This is a genomic window from Streptomyces sp. STR69, assembly GCF_024519455.1.
In the GTDB taxonomy this organism is placed as follows: Bacteria; Actinomycetota; Actinomycetes; order Streptomycetales; family Streptomycetaceae; genus Streptomyces.
Window position 1 is genome coordinate 75,867 of the sequence record NZ_JALJRY010000003.1, and the last position, 19,679, is coordinate 95,545.

The window sequence follows — 19,679 nt, forward strand, 5'->3', positions numbered from 1 at the left end:
GATTCAGGCGCGCAATGGTCGAGTTCCGGTTGCCACGCACCCAACGGGTATCCCCGATCGGCCAGTTGATGCCGATGACGCCGACGGTCCGCCGTGATCGCTCCGCTGAGCGGCTGCGGGAGCGGTGACGGCGTCGCCGCCCGTGAACCGTCGGCCTCCTCCGACGGCCCGAGCACGGCCGCCGCGAGCCGAACTCCCGCTCCGGGCAAGGGTTCCAAGGATCCCGACGACATCAACGGCGACGGGTATCGCGACCTCGTGGTGCCGGTCACGGTCGGTGGTGCCGGGGAGGACGCCCGCGACGAACGGGTCGGTGTGGTCCACGGGTCGGTCAAGGGGCTCGCCCCGTCGACGCGTTCGGTCCTCGGGCGCGGCGACCTGGGCCTGCCCGCCCCGGGCAAGCAACTGCCGGCGGCCAAGGACGCGGTGTCCGCCGCGGACGTCACGACCGCCGACCCGGACGGCGACGGCCGGGACGGCATCCTGGTCGCCACCTGCGAGGGCGCCACGCTCGTCGACGGCACCCGGCGGACCACGGTCCTGCGGAACGGGCCCGCGACGGCGGACGGCGAGACGATCCCGGCGAAGTGGCGGCACGCCCGGCCCGTGGGGGCGGCCGACTTCGACGGGGACGGCAAGGACGAACTGATCCTGAGCTGGGGCGCCAACCCCGGGGTTCGGCTTCTACGGCGAGCCGCCACGCGCTGGTGGATCACGGACGGCACGACGTCCGGGGACCGGGCCGCGTTCACAACGACGGACTTCGGCCCGCGCTCCTCGTAGGCAGCGCCCGCTCCCCGGCGCGGAGCTCGGCGAGCCGGGCCGCCGCCGCGCTCAGCAGCAGGTCCTGCGCGGCCGGGTAGGAGCTGTGCCGCATGGTGGCCACGAGATGGCGGGCCGTGGCCGCGATGTGCGGGTGGGTGTCGGCGGGCAGCCGGGCGTACATCGCCTGCCATACGGCGGCCTCCGCCTCGCGGGCGGACTTCGGCAGCGCCGTGTTCGCGGAGTCGAGGGCGCCGAAGGCGAGGGCCTGGTCGACGTAGGCGTGGTAGATCCGCACCGCGTCGGCGTCGGGGAAACCGGCCCCGCGCAGCACCCCGAGGATGGTCTCCACGGCCAGGATCTCGTACACCCGCCCGGTCACCCGGTACGAACTGAGCATCGCCGCCCTCGGGTGCGCGAGCGCGCCCGCGTGCATGCGCAGGCCCAGGTCCCGCAGGTCGGCCAGCCAGTCGCCGGTGGGCCGCCAGGTGCGCAGGGTGCGGCCGATCAGCTCGTCGGCGACGGCCAGCATCAGATCGTCGGTGTGCCGGAAGTAGCGGTACAGGGAGCTGGGGTCGGCGCCGAGGGCGCGGCCGAGACGGCGCACGGAGAGGGCCTCGGCGCCGTGTTCCTCGATGAGTCTGAGGGCGGTCTCGACGATCAGTTCCTCGGACAGGACCACGCCCTGCTTGGTGGGGCGTCTGCGCCGCCGGTCGGCGGCCGGGACGACACGCTCGCTCATCCGACACCTCCTCGCTGCTCGGTTCCGGGTGCCCGCACCTTATGACAACACCGTTGACCTGTTAAGGGCCCGCACAGTTTCATGTGCGTTCACCGGGGCCGTTCGGGCCCCCCGGTGCGAGCGGAGAGCACGCCATGATCGACACGCCACCCCCGTCGGGGCCCGCACTGCGCAAGTCCCTCGGTCTGCTGGACGGCGTCGCCATCGCCGCGTCCAGCACCGCCGCGACCACCAGCATCGGCATCGGTCTGGGCGTGACCGCCGGGGTGGTCGGGCTGCATCTACCGGCCATCATGCTGCTGGCGTTCCTGCCGATCCTGGGTATCGCGGGCGCCTACTCCCGGCTCAACAAGGTCGAACCGAACGCGGGCAACGGCTATGTGTGGGTGGGCCGTTCACTCACCCCGTGGCTCGGCTTCCTGGTCGGCTGGGTGAACATCGTCGCGACGATCGCGTTCCTCGCGTACACCACGGCGGTCACCGGCTCGGCGATGATCCAGCTCGCCGGGGAGGCCGGGCTGCACCGGATGGCCGGTCTCGCCCTCGACCCCGGCTCGACGGCCCAGACGACGGCGGTCGGGATCGTCGTCCTGGTCGCCGTCACCCTCACCGCGGTCACCGGCGTCCGCACCGCCGCCCGCCTCCAGGCCGGACTGCTGATCTTCGAGTACGTCGTCCTGCTCGGGTTCTGCGGCTACGGCATCGTCACCGGCCCGCACGCGTTCAGCCTGAGCTGGTTCGACCCGTTCGCGATCCCGTCGGCGTCGGCGCTCGCGCAGGGCCTGCTCCTCTCGGTGTTCTGCTACTGGGGCTTCGAGGCCGCGTTCACCGTGAACGAGGAGGTGCGCGACCCCCGTGACGCCTCCCGGGCCGGCCTCATCACGCTCGTGACGATGCTGGGGCTGTTCCTGCTGGGCTCGATCGCCTTCCAACGGGTGCTGTCCGAGGGCGAGTTGGCGGGCCACGGCGCCCAGGGCCTGGCGTACTTCGGCGACCGCCTCGCGTCCCAGCCGCTGGCCGCGCTGCCGCTGGTGGCCCTGATGTTCTCGGCGGTCGCCTCGCTCCAAGCGGGCGTGATCCCCACCGCACGGGGCATGTTCGCGATGAGCCGCGACCGCACTCTCGGGCCCGTCTGGTCCAAGGTCAGTTCGCGCTACGGCACTCCGGCCCTCGGCACCCTGCTGATCGGCGCGCTGGCGACGGCGGTTGCCGCACTGGCCCTGGTGATACCCCGCCTCGCCGACATGATCATGGCGACGGTGAACGCCGTGGGCATCGTCGTCGCCCTCTCCTACGCGCTCACCGCACTCGCCGCCGCCGTACGCTTCCGCTCCCTCCTCCGGGAGAACTGGCGGCAGGGAATCCGCGCGGTGGTGCTGCCCACGCTGAGCGCCCTGGCCCTGCTGGGGCTCGGCGGCTATCTCGCCTGGTCCTTCTACACCTCCACCGACCACCTCGAAGTCAGCGCGGACAACGGCTGGTTCCTGCTGCTCACCCCGGCCGCGATGATCGCGTCGGGTTTCGTGGCCGCCGCCTGGGCGAAGTGGGTACGCAAGTCGCCCTACTTCCAGTCCGGTCAGGGCACCGACGCCGACGCACCGCAGCTGCTCGCCACCTCTTCATGACCCCCGCAAGGAAACGGACCATGCACGCAGACCTCCTCTTCACCAACGGCCAGGTCCTCACCCCCGAGGGCCGCACGGCGACCGCCGTGGCCGTCACCGGCGACCGCATCACGGCCGTAGGACATGCCGAGGTGCACGACCTCGCCGGGCCGGGCACTCAAGTCGTCGATCTGGCTGGGCGGTTGCTGCTGCCCGGGTTCCAGGACGCGCATGTGCATCCGGTGCCGGCGGGGCTTGAGCTGACCCAGTGCGATCTGACCGGGACCAGGACCGCGCAGGACACCCTCGCCGCCGTGCGCGCCTACGCGGAGGCGCATCCCGAGCGGGAGTGGATCACCGGGGGCGGGTGGTCGATGGAGGCGTTCGAGGGCGGTACGCCGACGAAGGAGCTGCTGGACTCGGTCGTACCGGACCGGCCGGTGTATCTGCCCAACCGGGACCATCACGGCGCCTGGGCCAACAGCCGGGCCCTGGCGTTGGCCGGCATCACGCGGGACACGCCCGATCCGGCGGACGGGCGGATCGAGCGGGACGCGTCGGGCGAGCCGGCCGGGACGCTCCAGGAGGGGGCGATGCAGCTGGTCGGCAGGCTCACGCCACCCACCACTCCGGCCGTCCGGTTGGCCGCCCTGCTGCACGCCCAGCGGCATCTGCACGCGCTCGGGATCACGGCCTGGCAGGACGCGATCGTCGGGAAGTTCGCGGGGATGGACGATCCGTCGGACGCGTATCTGACCGCCGCCCGCGACGGCTCGCTCACCGCGCGCGTGGTCGGCGCGCTGTGGTGGGACCGGGAGCGCGGGGCCGAGCAGATCCCCGAACTCGTCGAGCGGCGGGCCGCGTTGAGCCACGGCCGGTTCCACGCGGGCAGTGTGAAGCTGATGCTGGACGGGGTGGCCGAGACCGGTACCGCAGCCCTGCTCGACCCCTACCTCGACAAGTGCGGCTGCGCCACGGCCAATCGGGGCACCAGCTTCATCGACCCGGACCAACTGCCCAAGTATGTCGTCGAGTTGGACGCGCTCGGATTCCAGTGCCACTTCCACGCGCTGGGCGACCGGGCCGTACGGAACGCGCTGGACGCGGTCGAAGCGGCGCGGGAGGCGAACGGGCCGAGTGACACCCGGCCGCATCTGGCGCACCTTCAGCTCGTGCACCCGGACGACGTGGCGCGGTTCGCGCGGCTCGGGGCGGTGGCGAACATCCAGCCGCTGTGGGCAGCGCACGAACCACAGATGGACGAGCTGACGATTCCGTTCCTCGGTCCCGAACGGGCCCTGTGGCAGTACCCGTTCGGGGCGCTGCTGCGCTCCGGCGCCACCCTCGCGGCGGGCAGCGACTGGCCGGTGAGCAGTCCCGATCCGCTGCACGGCATCCATGTCGCGGTCAACCGCGTCGAACCCGGCAGCACCGGGCCGGTGTTCCTGCCCGACGAGCGCATCGGGCTCGCGGAAGCGCTCACGGCGTACACCGCGGGTTCGGCGTACGCGAACCATCTGGACGACACCGGCCGGGTGGCGGAGGGGGCCTTGGCGGATCTGGTGGTCCTGGACCGTGACCCGTTCGCCGCTCCGCCGGAGGAGATCGCACAGACGCGGGTGGCACTCACCTACGTGGGAGGGGCGGAGGTGTACGCGGCCGACGGGGCCTGACCCGAGTGGTCGTACATGGACAGGTGTCCAGTTATAGTGGACACCTGTCCAAGACGACGAAGGGTCGGCTGATCGTGGAGACGCTCGCGAACGTGCTGGTGGGCCTGGTGGCCGCGCTGCATCTGTACATCCTGGTGCTGGAGATGTTCCTGTGGCAGAAGAAGCCCGGGCGCGGTCTGCACGGCTTCGACCCCGAGATGGCCAGAGCCACCGCGCCGATGGCGGCCAACCAGGGGCTGTACAACGGCTTCCTCGCCGCGGGCCTGATCTGGGGCCTGATCGCCGCCGACCCGACCGGTTTCCGCGCCCAGGTGTTCTTCCTGTGCTGTGTCGTGGTCGCGGGTGTCTACGGCGCGGTGACGGCGAACCGGCGCATCCTGTTCGCGCAGGCGCTGCCCGGCGCGCTGGCCCTGGCCGCCGTGCTGATCGCCCGGTGAGCCGCGCCGAGCCCGAGGACCCGCGGGCCGCCCGCACCCGGGCACGGCTGCGCCAGGCCCTCCTGGACGAGTGCGCCGAACACCCCCTGGAGGAGGTCGGCGTCGCCGCCCTGGTGCGCCGGGCGGGGGTCGGCCGGGCCACCTTCTACGTCCACTACGACGGCCTGGAGGCGCTCGCGGTCGACGCCTGCGCGGACGTCGTACGGGACGCGGTGGAGGCACTGCACGCCTGGCGCGGCCGGCCCGACCCGGTGCACGCGCCGCCCGCGCTGCCGGAGTTCTTCGCCGGTCTGCTCCCCCACGCGGCCCTGTACCGCGGCCTGTTGAGCCCGGGCGGCGGTGGTCCACTGGGCCGCGTCCTGCACCGGGACCTGCGCGCCTACAGTCTCCGCGAGCGCGAACTCGCGGGCGCGGCGGACGCCCCGCTGGTCGCCTCGGCGGTCGCCGGGACCTTCGGCGGTGTGCTGGCCGACTGGCTGCACGGGCTGTTGGCGGGCACGCCGGAGGAAATCGCCGACCAGGTATGGCAGTTGCTGGTCGCCCTGCACATGAGCCGGTGACGACGGCTCACTGACAGGCCTGGCCGTGCTTGACCTGAGGCCACGCCTCCACGCCGTCGGGCGTACGGACGTACGCCTTCGACGCGTCGGCCGTGAGCCACAACTGCCAGTCGTAGTACCGGTATCCGGTGTCGCGGGCGTTCGCCGGCATGCCGACGTCACCGTCGTAGGGGGCGGTGAGCATCTCGGCCGGGAGCACCTTGTCCGGATCGCGGGCGTACAGCCTGCCCTTCGCGCCGTCGCCCGTCTGCAGGAAGTGCGCCTTCTGCCAGTCGCAGTGCGCGGCCCCGACCGAACTGCTCACCACCGTGGTCGGCACGCGACGGCCGTTCCTGTCGGTCCAGATCTCGTAGCCGTGCGCCTCGGCGAAGCCCGCCGGGAGTTCGGCCGGATCGCAGGACGCACTGGACTCAGGGCCCCAACCCGGCCTGTTCTTACGGTCTTTGGCGACGACGACGGCTACCTTCGTGCGGCCGTCGACGTCGTAGGAGAACAGCACACGCCCGTCCGACCTGCGCTCCACGCGGTAGCCCGTGCGCGGCACTTCCGGCTGCTCGATGTCGAAGTACGCCCGCAGACCGCCCTCGGGGGTCTTGCCACCGTCGCCCTCGCTCCAGGCGTCGGCGCCTCCGCTTTCGTACATCGTCCCGTCGCACTCCAGCGCCCGGCCTGCGGCACCCGACTTGTCGGTGCCGGTGGCAGGTACGTAGAGCGGCCCGGCGTAGGGCGTGGCAGGCGGGGTGCCCGCGACCACGACATCCTTCCCGTCCCCGCCGTCACCGCACCCCACCGCCGTCACGGCCGCCAGCACGGCGACCGCCGTGAGTCCTCTGCGCATGTCCTACCCCCTCGCGTTGTCGTTCCTACGACGCGCGGGCGGGCCGAAACGTTGGGGGTTCAGCGGGTTTCCTGGAACGTCCGCCGGTAGGCCTGCGGGGAGACCCCGATCGCCGCGTGCAGGTGCTGGCGCAGGGAGGCGCCGGTCGCGAAGCCGACGCGGCCGGCGATCTGGTCCACCGACAGGTCGCTGGCCTCCAGCAGGTCGCGGGCGCGGGCCACCCGCTGCTGGATCAGCCAGCGGCCGGGGCTGAGACCGACCTCGTCGTTGAAGCGCCGGGCGAAGGTGCGCAGGCTCATGCCGGCGTGGCGGGCCAGGTCGTTCAGGGCGAGGGACTCGTCGAGGCGGGTCAGGGCCCAGTCGCGGGTGGCGGCCGTGCTGGTGACGCCGGAGTCCGGCACCGGCTGCTGGATGTACTGGGCCTGGCCGCCGTCGCGGAAGGGCGGGACGACACAGCGGCGGGCGACCGTGTTGGCGAGTTCGCTGCCGTGGTCCGTGCGCACGATGTGCAGGCAGACGTCGACTCCGGAGGCCGCACCGGCGGAGGTCAGGATCCGGCCGTCGTGCACGAAGAGCACGTCCGGGTCGAGGTCGACCTGCGGATACAGGGACCGGAAGTAGTCCACCACCTGCCAGTGGGTGGTGGCGCGGCGGCCGTCGAGGAGGCCGGCGGCGGCAAGCACGAAGGCGGCCGTGCAGATCGAGACGATGCGCGCGTCCGGGCGGATCCGGGCGAGGGCGGCGGCGATCTCGGCGGGCAGTCCCTCAGGGATGCGCGGGGTGGCCATGGAGGCGACCACGACCGTGTCCGCCGTTTCCAGGATCTCCGGACCGTGCTCCACCGCGATCGAGAAGTCGGCGTTGGCGCGCACCGGACGGCCGTCGACCGTGCAGGTCAGCACCTCGTAGCGGCCGTCGGCGGCGCCGAGGATGCGGCTGGGGATGCCCAGCTCGAAGGGGTAGACGCCGTCGAGCGCCAGGACCACGACCCGTTCCACATGCTGCATGGCACGATTCTATCGAAGGTTGGCCATCGTGCCATTTTCTTGTCGGGCGGCTCCCGGCAGGCTGGTTGACCATGAGCACTGTGAACACCATGCGCGTCATCACGCAGCACGTCCTCGGCGGTCCCGAGGTCCTCGAAGTGGTCGAGGTCGAGCGGCCCGCGCCGCGCGCCAACGAGATCCTGATCCGGGTGCGGGCCGCCGGGCTCAACCCCACCGACTGGAAGCACCGGCAGACCGGCGGATTCCTCGGCGAGCCGCCCTTCGTCCTCGGCTGGGACGTCTCCGGCGTCGTCGAGGCCGTCGGTGTCGGCGTCGCCCGATTCCAGCCCGGCGACGAGGTCTTCGGGATGCTGTCCTACCCGTGGGGCCACGGCTCGCACGCCGAGTACGTCGCCGCCCCGGCCCGCGCCTTCGTCCACAAGCCGGCCGCCGTCGACCACGTCCAGGCGGGCGCGTTGCCACTGGTGGCGCTGACCGCGTGGCAGGCGCTGGTGGAGAACGCGGACGTCCAGCCCGGGCAGCGGGTGCTGATCCACGCGGCGGCCGGCGGGGTCGGGCATGTGGCCGTGCAGATCGCCAAGGCGCGCGGCGCGTATGTGATCGGCACGGCGAGCGCGGGCAAGCACGAGTTCCTGCGCGAGCTGGGCGTGGACGAGGCGATCGACTACCGGGAGACCGACTTCGCCGAGGCCGTGAAGGACGTCGACGTGGTCCTGGACACGCTCGGCGGCGAGACGGGGCTCAAGTCGCTGCGTGTGCTGCGGCCGGGCGGGGTCGTGGTGTCGATCATTCCGATCGGCACGGCGGAGTTCCCCGAGGAGGCCGAGCGGCTCGGGGTGCGGGCGGTCCGGATGCTCGTCGACGCCGACCGCGCCGACATGCAGTCCGTCGCGGAACTCGTCGAGGCGGGGAAGCTGCGCGCGACGATCGCCGGGGCGTTCCCGCTGGCCGATGCCGCCGAGGCACACGCGCTCGGCGCCACCGGCCGCACTGCGGGCAAGCTGGTGCTGACGGTCGACTGAATCAGAACGTCAGAACGGGCTTGATCGCCTTGCCCGCGCTCATGTCCCGCACCGCCTGGTCGATGTCCGCGAACGGATAGGTCGTGATCAGGCGGTGCAGCGGGAGCCGCCCCTCCTTCACCAGCTGCACGAGGGCCGGGATGAAGCTCTGCGTCTCGCTGTCGCCGAGGGTGAGGCCCTCGATCCGCTTCCCGGGGATCAACCCGTTGACGTCCAGGGCGACTTCACTGCCGAACGGCGGGGCCCCTACGACGACCAGGGTGCCCCGGGCGGCGAGCGCGTCGGCGCCCTGGCGGAGGACGGCGACACTGCCGGTGGTCTCGACGATGCCGTCGGCGCCGTGTCCGTCCGTCAGCACGGCAAGGGTCTCCCCGAGATCGGCCTCCCCGGCGTTGACGGTGTGGGTGGCGCCCAACTCCTTTGCCAGCAGGAGGCGTTCGGCGATCCTGTCGACGGCGATGATGCGGGTCGCGGGCGTGAGTGCGGCGGCCATCACTGCCGACAGGCCCACGGCCCCGGCGCCGAGCACCACGACCGTGTCGCCGAGCCGGGGCTTGAGGACATTCCAGACGGCACCCACCCCCGTCTGAACTCCGCAGCCCAGCGGGGCGATCGACTCCAGCGGCACCTCCGGGTCGACCTTCACGAGGCTGCGCTCGTCGACCAACGCCCGCTCCGCGAACGACGATTGGCCGAAGAAGTGTCCGCCGAGGGGCTGCCCGTCCCGGCTGATGGTGCTGCTCCCGTCGGCGCGGCGACCGCCGATGAGGTTCAGGGGCAGCCAGGTCGCGCAGTAAGCGGGGTGTCCGCCCTGGCAGTTGCGGCAGTCGCCGCACGACGTGAAGGACAGCACGACATGGTCGCCGGGTGCGACCCCGGTGACGGCGGAGCCGACCTCCTCGACGACACCCGCGCCCTCGTGACCGAGAACTCCGGGGAGCGGGAAGGGCAGTCCGCCACTGGCCACCCCAAGGTCGGTGTGACACAGGCCTGTTGCGACGACTCGGACAAGTGCCTCGTGCGGGCCGGGCTCGGCCAGCTCGACGTCGGTGAGCGTGAAGGGTGCGCCGCCCGACTCGACGACGGCCGCGCGCGTGGTAGGGGACATCGCAGGAACTCCTTGGTGGGCGTGGTCAGTCGAGCGAGACGACGACGGACTTGGTCCGGGTGTAGGCGGCGAGGCCCTCGGGGCCGTACTCGCGGCCGAAGCCGGAGTCCTTGACGCCGCCGAAGGGGACGTTGGGGTCGAGCATCGCCCAGTCGTTGACCCAGACGATGCCCGCCTGGAGCCGGTCGGCGATGCGGTGCGCGCGGGCGAGGTTGCCGGTCTGGACGCCCGAAGCCAGGCCGTAGGGCGTGGAGTTGGCGAGTTCGACGGCCTCGTCCTCGGTGTCGAAGGGCTGCACGGTGAGGACCGGGCCGAAGATCTCCTCCTGGATCACCCGGGAGTCGTTGGCGAGGTCGGCGATGACGGTGGGCTTGTAGTAGTAGCCGCCGTCGAGGTCGAGGCGTTCGCCGCCGCAGACGATGCGGGCGCCCTCCTTGCGGGCGAGGTCGACGTACTCCTCGACCTTCCGCAGGTGCTTCTCCCCCGCCATCGGGCCCACGACGGTCTCGGGCAGCCGGGGGTCGCCGAGCGGTACGCCGGGGACGGCGTCGGCGAGGATGTTGAGGAGGGTGCTGTGGACGGGGCGGGCGACCAGAAGTCGCGGGCCGCCCATGCAGAACTGGCCGGTGTTGAAGACGAAGCCCTTGATGACCGCGCCGACGGCCTTCTCCAGGTCGGCGTCCTCGAAGACGATGTGGGCCGCGTTGCCGCCGAGTTCCATGGTGACGGGCTTGAGGTTCTCGCCGGCGACGCTCGCGGCGTGCCGGCCGACGGCGGTGGAGCCGGTGAAGGCGATCTTGTCGACGCCCGCGTGCCGCAGCAGGGCCTCGCCGGCGACCGGTCCGGTACCGGTGACGACGTTGACGACACCGTCCGGTACCCCCGCGCGCTGGAGCAGTCCGGCCATGTAGAGGGCACTGAGCGGGGTCTCGTCGGCGGGCTTGTGGACCACGGTGTTGCCGGCCGCGAGGGCGGGGGCGAGCTTCGAACCGGCAAGGATCAGGGGGAAGTTGAAGGGGGTGATCGCGGCGACCACGCCCAGCGGCTCGCGCTTGGTGTAGGCGAGGGCGTTGAGCGGGGTGTCGCGGGTCGAGCCGTCCAGGGAGTGGGCGAGGGCGGCGTAGTGCTCGTAGTCGTTGGCCGCGTTGGTGACGTCGACGGCGTGGCACAGAGTGATGGGCTTGCCTACGTCAAGGCTCTCCAGCTGTGCGAGTTCGTCGGCGTTCTCGCGGATGAGTTCGGCGACGCGGTGCAGAATCCGGCCGCGCTCACGGCCGCTGAGGCCGGACCAGCGGCCACTGTCGAAGGCCTCGCGGGCGGCGCGGACCGCCGCGTCCACGTCGGCGGGGCCCGCCTCCGCGACGGTGGTGACGACCCGGCCCCGGGACGGGTCGACCACCTCGGTGCGCGCTCCGTCGGCGGCCTCGCGCCACTGCCCCCCGACGAACAGGCGGCCGGGTTCGATCTCGAAGGCGGTCATCGCCACTCCTCAGCATCGTTGCCAAGATTTCAACCAACAGGATTCCTGTTGGTTGCTCGTCTGGTCCGCAGTCTCATTACAGACAGGTTTCCTGTCAATGCTCTAGGGTGAATCCATGGCTGAATCCCTGGCTGGCGCCCACGCGACGAAGGCACCCCCATCCCTGCTGTACATGGTCAAGCAGGTGGAGCTGGTCGTCCGTTCCCGCCTGGACGAGCTGGTCAGGCCCTACGGCATCACCGCACTCCAGTACACCGCGCTCACGGTCCTGGAGCGACACGACGGCCTGTCGGCGGCGCAGCTGGCCCGAGACTCCTTCGTCACCGCGCAGTCCATCGCCGACCTGGTCCGCTCACTGGAGGGGCGCGGACTGATCCGCCGCGAGCGCAATCCGCGCAACCGGCGCGAGCTGCTGATCCTGCTGACCGGCGAGGGGCGCGAGCTGCTGGCGGGCTGCGCGGGGGCGGTGCGGGCGCTGGAGGAGCGGATGGTGCGCGAGCTCACAGCGCACCAGAGCGAGCAGTTCCGCCAGGCACTTTCCAAGGCCTGGCACGCGCTGTCGTAGACCTGGCCCAAACATCTCAGAAAGCTCTGGCTCGATTCGAAGACATATGTCAATCGAACATGCTCAAATTCACTCCATCGAGGGTAACTTTCAGGGCGGGGAACGGTTTTGTGCTCAACCCCGCTTCACCGAGGGCCGGTTGGAGGCGATGTGGTCGTGCAGCAGGAACCCGCGCCGCTCACCCGGCACCTGCGTATCCACCAGGTCCGTGGGGTCACGGTCCTGGAGTTCCGCGGGGAGATCGACATCGTCGCGGCGATGGAGATCCTTCCGTCCCTGGACCGGGTGACGGGGCGGCCGGGCGCGCGGATCGTGATCGATCTCCGGCAGGTCGAGTTCTTCGACTGCTCGGGGCTGCGCCTGCTGTACCGGGCACGGCAGCGGATGCTGGAGCGGGACGGCCGGCTGTACCTCGTCTGCACCCACCCGCTGACCCTGCGCATCCTGCGGGTCACCGGCCTCGGCCGGCTGCTGCCGCCGCAGCCGACGCTGGACGCGGCCCTGGGGCAGCCCGAGGCCACGTCCGGCACGCTGTGATCACCGTGGTTATTTGAGGATCTTGGTGACCTGACCGGCGCCCACCGTCCGCCCGCCTTCGCGGATCGCGAACTTCAACCCCTCCTCCATCGCGATGGGTTGGATCAGTTCGACATGCATGGTCGTGTTGTCGCCCGGCATGACCATCTCGGTGCCCTTCGGCAGGGTCACCACACCCGTCACGTCCGTGGTGCGGAAGTAGAACTGCGGCCGGTAGTTGTGGAAGAAGGGCGTGTGCCGGCCGCCCTCGTCCTTGGAGAGGATGTAGGCGCGGGCCTCGAACTCCACGTGCGGGGTGACCGATCCGGGCTTGATGACGACCTGGCCGCGCTCCACGTCCTCGCGCTTCACCCCGCGCAGCAGCAGTCCGACGTTCTCGCCGGCCCGGCCCTCGTCGAGGAGTTTGCGGAACATCTCGATGCCGGTGACGGTCGTCCTCGTCTTCTGCTCGTGGATGCCGATGATCTCCACCTCGTTGTTGACCTTCAGCACCCCGCGCTCGATCCGGCCGGTGACGACCGTGCCGCGGCCGGTGATGGTGAAGACGTCCTCGATCGGCAGCAGGAACGGCCGGTCCACGTCCCGCACCGGCTGGGGCACGAACTCGTCGACGGCGTCGAGGAGTTCGAGCACCGAGGCGGTCCACTCCGGGTCCCCCTCGAGGGCCTTGAGCGCGGACACCTTGACCACCGGGAGGTCGTCGCCGGGGAACTCGTACTCGGTGAGCAGCTCCCGTACCTCCAGCTCGACCAGTTCCAGGATCTCCTCGTCGTCGACCATGTCCGTCTTGTTGAGCGCGACGACGATGTACGGCACGCCGACCTGCCGAGCCAGCAGCACGTGTTCCTTGGTCTGCGGCATGGGCCCGTCGGTGGCCGCGACGACCAGGATCGCGCCGACCATCTGGGCGGCGCCGGTGATCATGTTCTTGATGTAGTCGGCGTGCCCTGGGCAGTCGACGTGCGCGTAGTGCCGGCGTTCGGTCTGGTACTCGACATGGGCGATGGAGATCGTGATGCCGCGCTGCCGCTCCTCGGGCGCCTTGTCGATCTGGTCGAACGGCGTGAAGGGGTTGAGGTCGGGGAACCGGTCGTGGAGCACTTTCGTGATGGCCGCTGTGAGAGTGGTCTTGCCGTGGTCGATGTGACCGATGGTGCCGACGTTCACATGGGGTTTCGTCCGCTCGAACTTCGCCTTCGCCACGGCGAGTCCTCCTGATCACCTCGGTGCTGCCGAGCGTTGCTCCGTCCCCTCATGTCTATTCGTTCGGCGGCGCGTCGAACAGGGCGCTGACGGACTCACCGTTGTGAATGCGGCGCACGGCCTCCGCGAGCGCCGGGGCGATGGAGAGAATGCGCAGCTTCTCGGTGCGCTCCTCCTCGGGCACCGGCACCGTGTTGGTGCAGACGATCTCCAGTACGTCGGGCTGCTCCCCGATCCGCTTCAGCGCACCTGCCGCGAACAGGCCGTGGGTACAGGCCACTCGGATCGAGCGCGGCCCCAAGTCCCGTAGCCGGTCCAGGAGTTCGAGCACGGTGCTGCCCTTGGCGATCTCGTCGTCCAGGACGATGACGTCCCGGTCGGCGATGTCGCCGATGACGGAGCTGATGACGACCCGGTCGTCGGCGTAGCGCTGCTTGGCACCGGCGGCCACCTGGGCGCCGATCAGCCGGGCGAACGCGGCGGCCTCCTTGGCGTTGCCGAGGTCCGGGGAGACGACGGTCGTGCGCGAGAGGTCGTACTGCCGGAAGTGCGCGGCGAGTTCGCGCAGCGCGTGCAGGTGGTCGACCGGCACCGAGAAGAAGCCGTGCACCTGCGGCGAGTGCAGGGTCATGGCCAGGACGCGGCTCGCGCCGGCCGCCACCATCAGGTCGGCGACCAGCCGTCCGCCGAGCGAGATGCGCGGGGCGTCCTTCTTGTCGGAGCGGGCGTAGGAGTAGTGGGGCATGACGACGGTGATCCGCCCGGCGGAGGCGCCGCGCGCCGCGTCGCACATCAACAGCAGCTCGACCAGGTTCTCCTGGACCGGCTTGACGAGCGGCTGGATCAGGAAGACGTCCCGTTCCCGGCAGTTGGCCTGGAGCTGTACCTCCAGACAGTCGTTGGCGAACCGGCTGACCCGGGTCGGGCTGAGCGGTACACCGAGATGTGCGCAGACCTCCTTCGCCAACTCGGGGTGGGCACTCCCGCTGAACACGGCGATGTCTCGCACGATCTGCTCCTCGCATGATCATTCCCGGCCGTGGCTCATGCTACTGACCCCGAAAACAGGTTGCGGACCCACGGGCGAGGGGCGCCATGATGGCCGCGTCCGTACCCCCTCCCGTCAGGAACCCTCACATGCGCCGACTCCTCGGAATCCACCAGCCTTCCCACTGGACGACGGTTCTTGAGGACTCGACCACGCATGCACACCCTGAACATCGGAATTCTGGCCCACGTCGACGCCGGTAAGACCAGCCTCACCGAGCGGCTGCTGTTCGACCACGGCGCGACCGACCGGCTCGGCAGCGTCGACGCCGGTGACACCCGTACGGACGACGGCGCGATCGAGCGACAGCGCGGGATCACTGTCCGCTCGGCCGTCGCCGCCTTCACGTCCGGCGACACCCAGATCAACCTGATCGACACCCCCGGCCACGCGGACTTCGTCGCGGAGGTCGAGCGCGCCCTGGAAGTCCTCGACGGCGCGGTCCTGCTGCTGTCCGCCGTGGAGGGCGTCCAGGCGCAGACCCGCGTCCTGCTGCGGACCCTGCGGCGGCTACGGCTGCCCACGCTCGTCTTCGTCAACAAGATCGACCGGGCGGGTGCCCGCGCGGACGGACTCGTCACGGACATCCGGCGCCGGCTGACCCCGCACGTCGTACCCCTGACGGACGTGACGGGCCTCGGCACGCCCGGCGCCCGTGTGCTGCCCCGCCCGCCCGGCGACCCGGACCTGGCCGAAGCACTCGCCGACGTCGACCCGTCCGTCCTCGCGGCGGTCGTCGACGGCCCGCACCCCACACCGGCCGACCTGAGCAAGGCCCTCGCCGCCCGCACCGCAGACGGCTCCATCCAACCGCTCCTGTTCGGCTCGGCCCTCGGCGGCCAGGGAATCCCCGAACTCGTCGCACGACTCGTCCAGTTGATCCCGCCCGCAGCGACCCGACCGGGCACCCCTCGCGGCACGGTGTTCGCGGTCCGGCCCGGTCCCGGCCGCGAACGGACGGCGTATCTGCGGCTCTACGACGGTGAGGTGGCCCCGCAGCAGCGGCTCACGTTCCGCCGCCACGGGGCGGACGGACGAGCCGTCGAGGTCTCCGGGCGGGTCACGCGTCTCGATGTGATCGGCCGGCCCGGACCGCTCACGGCCGGGAACATCGGTGCGCTGACCGGCCCGAAGGACATCCGGGTCGGCGACCGGCTCGGTGAACTCACCGAGCGGGCACCGCAGTTCGCGCCGCCGACCCTGGAGACCGTCGTACGGGCGCGGTGTCCCGAGCAGGCGGCGGCGCTGCGCTCGGCGCTGCTGGTGCTGGCCGACCAGGACCCGCTGCTGCACGCGCGGCCCGCCGCCTCCGGGGCGACCGTGCTGCTCCTGTACGGCGAGGTCCAGAAGGAGGTTCTGGCGGCGACCCTGGTCCAGGACTTCGGCGTCGAGGCGGACTTCGAGCCGAGCCGGGTGCGGTTCCTGGAACGCCCGGCCGGGACCGGCGAGGCCTGCGACGAATGGCCGTGGCACGACGGCACCCGCTACTGGGCGACGATCGGGCTGCGCGTCGAACCGGGACCGCGCGGCTCCGGCGGGGTCTTCGCGTACGAGACCCAACTCGGCGCGCTCCCCCGCGCGTTCCACCAGGCCGTCGAGGACACGGTCCACTCGACCCTGCTCAGCGGACTGGACGGCGCACCGGTGACGGACTACCGGGTCACCCTCACCCGGTCGGGATTCGTCGGCCCGCTCAGCACGGCCGGTGACTTCCGCGGCCTCACGCCGATCGTGCTGCGCCGGGCACTGCGGCGGGCGGGGACGCGGTTGTACGAGCCGTACGTCGCGTTCGAGACGGAGGTCCCGCAGGACGCGCTCGCGCCGGTGACCTCGCAACTCGCGTCCTGCCGAGCCGAGTTCACGGGTACCACGGGTGGCGTCGGCTCCTGGCTGATCACCGGTGAGCTGCCGGCCCGGCGGGTGCGGGACGTGGAGTCGGCCCTGCCCGGGCTCACGCGCGGTGAAGGGGTGTGGTGGTCGCGTCCGTCCGGTGACCGTGAACTGCGGTCGCACTGAGGTGTGTTCGGGGCGTCCGCGGCCAGTGTCACAACATGGAGCGGACCGTGATCCGGAAAGGTCACGAGACGCTTGGGGCCAGGCGGCCGGGAAATGCTCTCTGCGCGGTCGTCCAGGGCTCCTGGCGGGCCGGAACAGTGACTTTTCCCGCTTGTGCGCCCTCTGCGCCCCGTCAGCGCGACCGTTCCGCCAACGCGTCGGTCTGACCGGGCATTTGGGGGGCATGCGGATACCGAGGAAGGGAGGGCCGTCCCCATGACGACTTCCATCAGCCGTACGACCCGGCGCATGCCGGGCTGGGCGAAGGTGCTCACCGCCGTCGTCGTTGTGATCGCCGTGCTGTTCGCCGGGCTCCGGCTGGCCGTGCTCCCGGGGCTCCGGGACATCTTCGGCACCGAGACCCATGACCGTTCGGGTCCGGCGCTGCTCAAGTCCATTCAGGACATGAGCCGTTACGACGCGGCCTCCGGCAACTTCCAGGTCGTCGTGGACCTGGAGAAGGACGCCAAGTTCCTGCCCCAGGCGATCCGCGGCACCCGCACGCTGTACGTCGGCGCGGGCACCGTGGAGGGCTATGTCGACCTGGGCAAGCTCGGCAAGCAGGACGTGACGGTCAACGACGACCGCACGACGGCCAGCATCACGCTGCCGCACGCGGCGCTCGGCAAGCCGGCGCTGGACCCGGACCACTCGTACACGGTCTCCAAGCAGCGCGGTCTGCTGGACCGCCTGGGCGACATCTTCTCCGACAACCCCAACAGCGAGCAGGCCGTGCAGAAACTCGCCTCCAAGCACATCGCCGAGGCGGCGAAGACCAGCGGTCTGACCACGCGCGCCGAGACCAACACCACGAGCATGCTCAAGGGTCTGCTCGGCTCGCTGGGCTTCACGACGGTGACCATCTCGTACGCGGCCTGAGCAGCCGTCGGCAACCCGTGTGCGGGCACCTGCGCCGCACACGGGTTCCGTCCGCCCACCACGGCATCCTCCGCCGATTCGGGGGTAACCGCCCTACCAGTCAAGGAAGTTGAAGACCGGAGGACCTCACGCATGGGCCGTACCGCCTCACGTCTGCGCCGCATCAGGACCGAGCCCAAGACCGAGGCCGGGCCGACAGCGGCCCGCACCCCGCGCCGGTCGAAGCCCGAACCTCCCCAGCGCCACCGACTCCCCCTCCCCCTACGCCTGTTGTCGATGCTGCTCGGCTTCGTGTTCATGGTGGCGTTCGCCGTCGTACTGGCCAAGTTGACCCTGGAGCCGTCCCCCGCGTCGAAGGCGCTCGTGCACACCAACCTGCACCCCGGCCGCTCCCTGAAGGCCTATCTCGACCAGCCCGCCATGCGGGACGCCTTCAAGCAGATCGGCGGGAACGTGGTGCTCGGCATCCCGTTCGGGGTGCTGGTGCCCGTGTTCGCGCCCCGGGCGCGCGGCATCCTGAAGGTGCTGCTGCTGACGGCGACCGTGATGCTCCTGGTGGAGTTCGCGCAGGGGGCGCTGATCACCGGGCGGGCCTTCGACATCGACGACGTGATCCTCAACACCACTGGCGCGCTGATCGGTTGGGTCCTGCTGGGGCGCCGGCTCGGCCGGGCAGTGCACGCGCGGAAGCCCGTCGTGAAGGCGACAAGGACAACAAAGACAGCGAAGGCGCCCAAAGCGCCGAAGGCCACTTCGTAACGATCAACTACTGGCCCGCAACATTCAACTACTGGTCCGTACCAAGGTATTGACGCTCTCCTTATCTCACTCCTTAAATCAAGAGGCGACGCTTTCACCCCCCACCTCAGTCGGCGTGTCGGTCCCCACGTCCGCCGTACAGAAGGGAATGCCGTGGCCTCCCCACACGTACTCCGCAGATGTCTTTTCGCTGCCCTGTCCGCCGCACTGGTCGCATCCGCCGCGATCGGTCCGGCGCAGGCGGCTTCCACGTCGGACGCCCAGGCCGACGCCGTCACGTTCTCCGACACCTTCGACGGAGCGGCCGGCAGTGCCGTCAACTCCTCGAAGTGGACGCAGGAGACCGGCGACGACGTCAACAACCACGAGCGTGAGTACTACACGTCCGGCACCAACAACGCGGCCCTGGACGGCCAGGGCCACCTGGTGATCACGGCCAAGAAGGAGAACCCCGCCAACTATCAGTGCTGGTACGGCACTTGCCAGTACACCTCGGCGCGGCTGAACACCTCCGGGAAGTTCAGCGCGCAGTACGGGCATGTCGAGGCGCGGATGAAGATCCCGCGCGGGCAGGGCATGTGGCCCGCGTTCTGGATGCTCGGCACCGACATCGGCTCGGTCGGCTGGCCCAACTCGGGTGAGATCGACGTCATGGAGAACGTCGGCTACGAGCCCTCCACGATCCACGGCACCATCCACGGCCCCGGCTACTCCGGCGCCAACGGGATAGGCGCCGCCTACACGCTGGCGAACGGCGCGGCCTTCGCGGACGCCTTCCACACCTTCGCCGTCGACTGGGCGCCCAACTCGATCAAGTGGTCGGTCGACGGTGTCGTCTACCAGACCCGCACGCCCGCCGACGTGGGCGGCAACACCTGGGCGTTCAACAAGCCGTTCTTCCTGATCCTCAACCTGGCGGTCGGCGGCGACTGGCCCGGCGACCCGAACAGCGCCACGGCCTTCCCGGCCCAGCTGGTGGTGGACTCGGTGTCGGTCACCACGAGTGACACGGCCACCGGGGCGGCGATCAAGGGCCTCGCCGGCAAGTGCGTCGACGTCAACGGAGCGAACTCCGCCAACGGGACCGCCGTACAGCTCTACGACTGCAACGGCTCGGCCGCCCAGCAGTGGACCGTGGGCTCCGACGGCACGATCCGCGCGCTCGGCAAGTGCCTGGACGTGAACGCCGGCGGCACCGCCGACGGCACGAAGGTCCAGCTCTACGACTGCAACGGCTCCGCCGCCCAGAAGTGGGCCGTCAGCTCGGCGAACGACATCGTCAACCCACAGGCCAACAAGTGCCTGGACGTCACCGGCAACAACTCGGCCAACGGCACCCCGCTGCAGATCTGGACCTGTTCCGGCGGCGCCAACCAGAAGTGGACGGTCGGCTGAATCCG

General features: G+C 70.7%; 19 protein-coding genes. 12 read left to right on the plus strand and 7 right to left on the minus strand.

Annotated elements, in window-relative coordinates; translation table 11 throughout:
* Positions 1-93: 93 nt before the first annotated feature.
* A complete protein-coding gene (locus OC490_RS06580) occupies positions 94-783 on the plus strand; it encodes an FG-GAP repeat domain-containing protein (RefSeq protein ID WP_262056862.1) in 690 nt (229 codons plus the stop codon).
* Here the strand turns inward: OC490_RS06580 and OC490_RS06585 are convergent.
* Entirely contained in the window at positions 749-1,504 is a 756-nt protein-coding gene (locus tag OC490_RS06585) for a TetR/AcrR family transcriptional regulator (protein ID WP_262056863.1), read from the minus strand. The two genes, OC490_RS06580 and OC490_RS06585, sit on opposite strands and share 35 nt — an antisense overlap.
* Positions 1,505-1,638: 134 nt before the next feature.
* Between OC490_RS06585 and OC490_RS06590 the strand changes: the two genes are divergently transcribed.
* The 4 genes from OC490_RS06590 (at position 1,639) to OC490_RS06605 (ending at position 5,778) form a co-directional block, all read left to right on the plus strand.
* Complete coding sequence (locus OC490_RS06590) at positions 1,639-3,129, plus strand: APC family permease (protein ID WP_262056864.1); 1,491 nt, start codon at positions 1,639-1,641, stop codon at positions 3,127-3,129.
* A gap of 20 nt (positions 3,130-3,149) precedes the next feature.
* Entirely contained in the window at positions 3,150-4,781 is a 1,632-nt protein-coding gene (locus OC490_RS06595) for an amidohydrolase (RefSeq protein ID WP_262056865.1), read from the plus strand.
* 74 nt (positions 4,782-4,855) lie between these two features.
* On the plus strand, positions 4,856-5,218 hold the full coding sequence (locus OC490_RS06600; RefSeq protein ID WP_262057185.1) for a DUF1304 domain-containing protein: 363 nt from the start codon (positions 4,856-4,858) through the stop codon (positions 5,216-5,218).
* A complete protein-coding gene (locus OC490_RS06605; protein ID WP_262056866.1) occupies positions 5,215-5,778 on the plus strand; it encodes a TetR/AcrR family transcriptional regulator in 564 nt (187 codons plus the stop codon). Before OC490_RS06600 ends, OC490_RS06605 begins: the two co-directional genes overlap by 4 nt.
* A gap of 7 nt (positions 5,779-5,785) precedes the next feature.
* Here the strand turns inward: OC490_RS06605 and OC490_RS06610 are convergent, their stop codons facing one another.
* Together OC490_RS06610 and OC490_RS06615 are read right to left on the minus strand one after the other, a co-directional pair.
* Positions 5,786-6,616 (minus strand): hypothetical protein, encoded by an 831-nt coding sequence (locus tag OC490_RS06610; protein ID WP_262056867.1) that lies wholly within the window; start codon positions 6,614-6,616, stop codon positions 5,786-5,788.
* 59 nt (positions 6,617-6,675) lie between these two features.
* Positions 6,676-7,623, minus strand: a complete 948-nt coding sequence (locus OC490_RS06615; protein WP_262056868.1) for a GlxA family transcriptional regulator — start codon at positions 7,621-7,623, stop codon at positions 6,676-6,678.
* A gap of 71 nt (positions 7,624-7,694) precedes the next feature.
* Between OC490_RS06615 and OC490_RS06620 the strand changes: the two genes are divergently transcribed.
* Positions 7,695-8,645: an NADP-dependent oxidoreductase gene (locus OC490_RS06620; protein WP_262056869.1), complete on the plus strand. Its 951-nt coding sequence runs from the start codon at positions 7,695-7,697 to the stop codon at positions 8,643-8,645.
* A gap of 1 nt (position 8,646) precedes the next feature.
* Here the strand turns inward: OC490_RS06620 and OC490_RS06625 are convergent, their stop codons facing one another.
* Both OC490_RS06625 and OC490_RS06630 read right to left on the minus strand, forming a co-directional pair.
* Positions 8,647-9,753, minus strand: a complete 1,107-nt coding sequence (locus OC490_RS06625; protein WP_262056870.1) for an NAD(P)-dependent alcohol dehydrogenase — start codon at positions 9,751-9,753, stop codon at positions 8,647-8,649.
* Between the two features lie 25 nt (positions 9,754-9,778).
* A complete protein-coding gene (locus OC490_RS06630; RefSeq protein ID WP_262056871.1) occupies positions 9,779-11,233 on the minus strand; it encodes an aldehyde dehydrogenase family protein in 1,455 nt (484 codons plus the stop codon).
* Between the two features lie 115 nt (positions 11,234-11,348).
* Here OC490_RS06630 and OC490_RS06635 point away from each other — a divergent pair, with 115 nt between their 5' ends.
* Both OC490_RS06635 and OC490_RS06640 read left to right on the plus strand, forming a co-directional pair.
* Positions 11,349-11,798, plus strand: coding sequence for a MarR family winged helix-turn-helix transcriptional regulator (locus tag OC490_RS06635; RefSeq protein ID WP_262056872.1), 450 nt, complete (start codon positions 11,349-11,351; stop codon positions 11,796-11,798).
* 156 nt (positions 11,799-11,954) lie between these two features.
* The gene (locus OC490_RS06640) at positions 11,955-12,335 is read left to right on the plus strand and encodes an anti-sigma factor antagonist (RefSeq protein WP_262056873.1); all 381 of its coding nucleotides are present in this window, start codon (positions 11,955-11,957) and stop codon (positions 12,333-12,335) included.
* 9 nt (positions 12,336-12,344) lie between these two features.
* Here OC490_RS06640 and tuf read toward each other — a convergent pair whose 3' ends face one another.
* On the minus strand, positions 12,345-13,538 hold the full coding sequence (tuf, locus tag OC490_RS06645; protein WP_262056874.1) for an elongation factor Tu: 1,194 nt from the start codon (positions 13,536-13,538) through the stop codon (positions 12,345-12,347).
* Positions 13,539-13,593: 55 nt separating this feature from the next.
* The gene (locus OC490_RS06650; protein ID WP_019068509.1) at positions 13,594-14,547 is read right to left on the minus strand and encodes a ribose-phosphate diphosphokinase; all 954 of its coding nucleotides are present in this window, start codon (positions 14,545-14,547) and stop codon (positions 13,594-13,596) included.
* A gap of 195 nt (positions 14,548-14,742) precedes the next feature.
* Here OC490_RS06650 and otr(A) point away from each other — a divergent pair, with 195 nt between their 5' ends.
* The 4 genes from otr(A) to OC490_RS06670 all read left to right on the plus strand — a co-directional run bounded on the left by otr(A) (position 14,743) and on the right by OC490_RS06670 (position 19,674).
* On the plus strand, positions 14,743-16,602 hold the full coding sequence (otr(A), locus tag OC490_RS06655) for a tetracycline resistance ribosomal protection protein Otr(A) (RefSeq protein WP_262056875.1): 1,860 nt from the start codon (positions 14,743-14,745) through the stop codon (positions 16,600-16,602).
* 255 nt (positions 16,603-16,857) lie between these two features.
* On the plus strand, positions 16,858-17,520 hold the full coding sequence (locus OC490_RS06660) for a DUF4230 domain-containing protein (protein ID WP_262056876.1): 663 nt from the start codon (positions 16,858-16,860) through the stop codon (positions 17,518-17,520).
* A 132-nt stretch (positions 17,521-17,652) separates the two neighbouring features.
* Complete coding sequence (locus OC490_RS06665; protein WP_262056877.1) at positions 17,653-18,279, plus strand: VanZ family protein; 627 nt, start codon at positions 17,653-17,655, stop codon at positions 18,277-18,279.
* A 153-nt stretch (positions 18,280-18,432) separates the two neighbouring features.
* Entirely contained in the window at positions 18,433-19,674 is a 1,242-nt protein-coding gene (locus OC490_RS06670; protein WP_262056878.1) for a lectin, read from the plus strand.
* Positions 19,675-19,679: the final 5 nt, after the last annotated feature.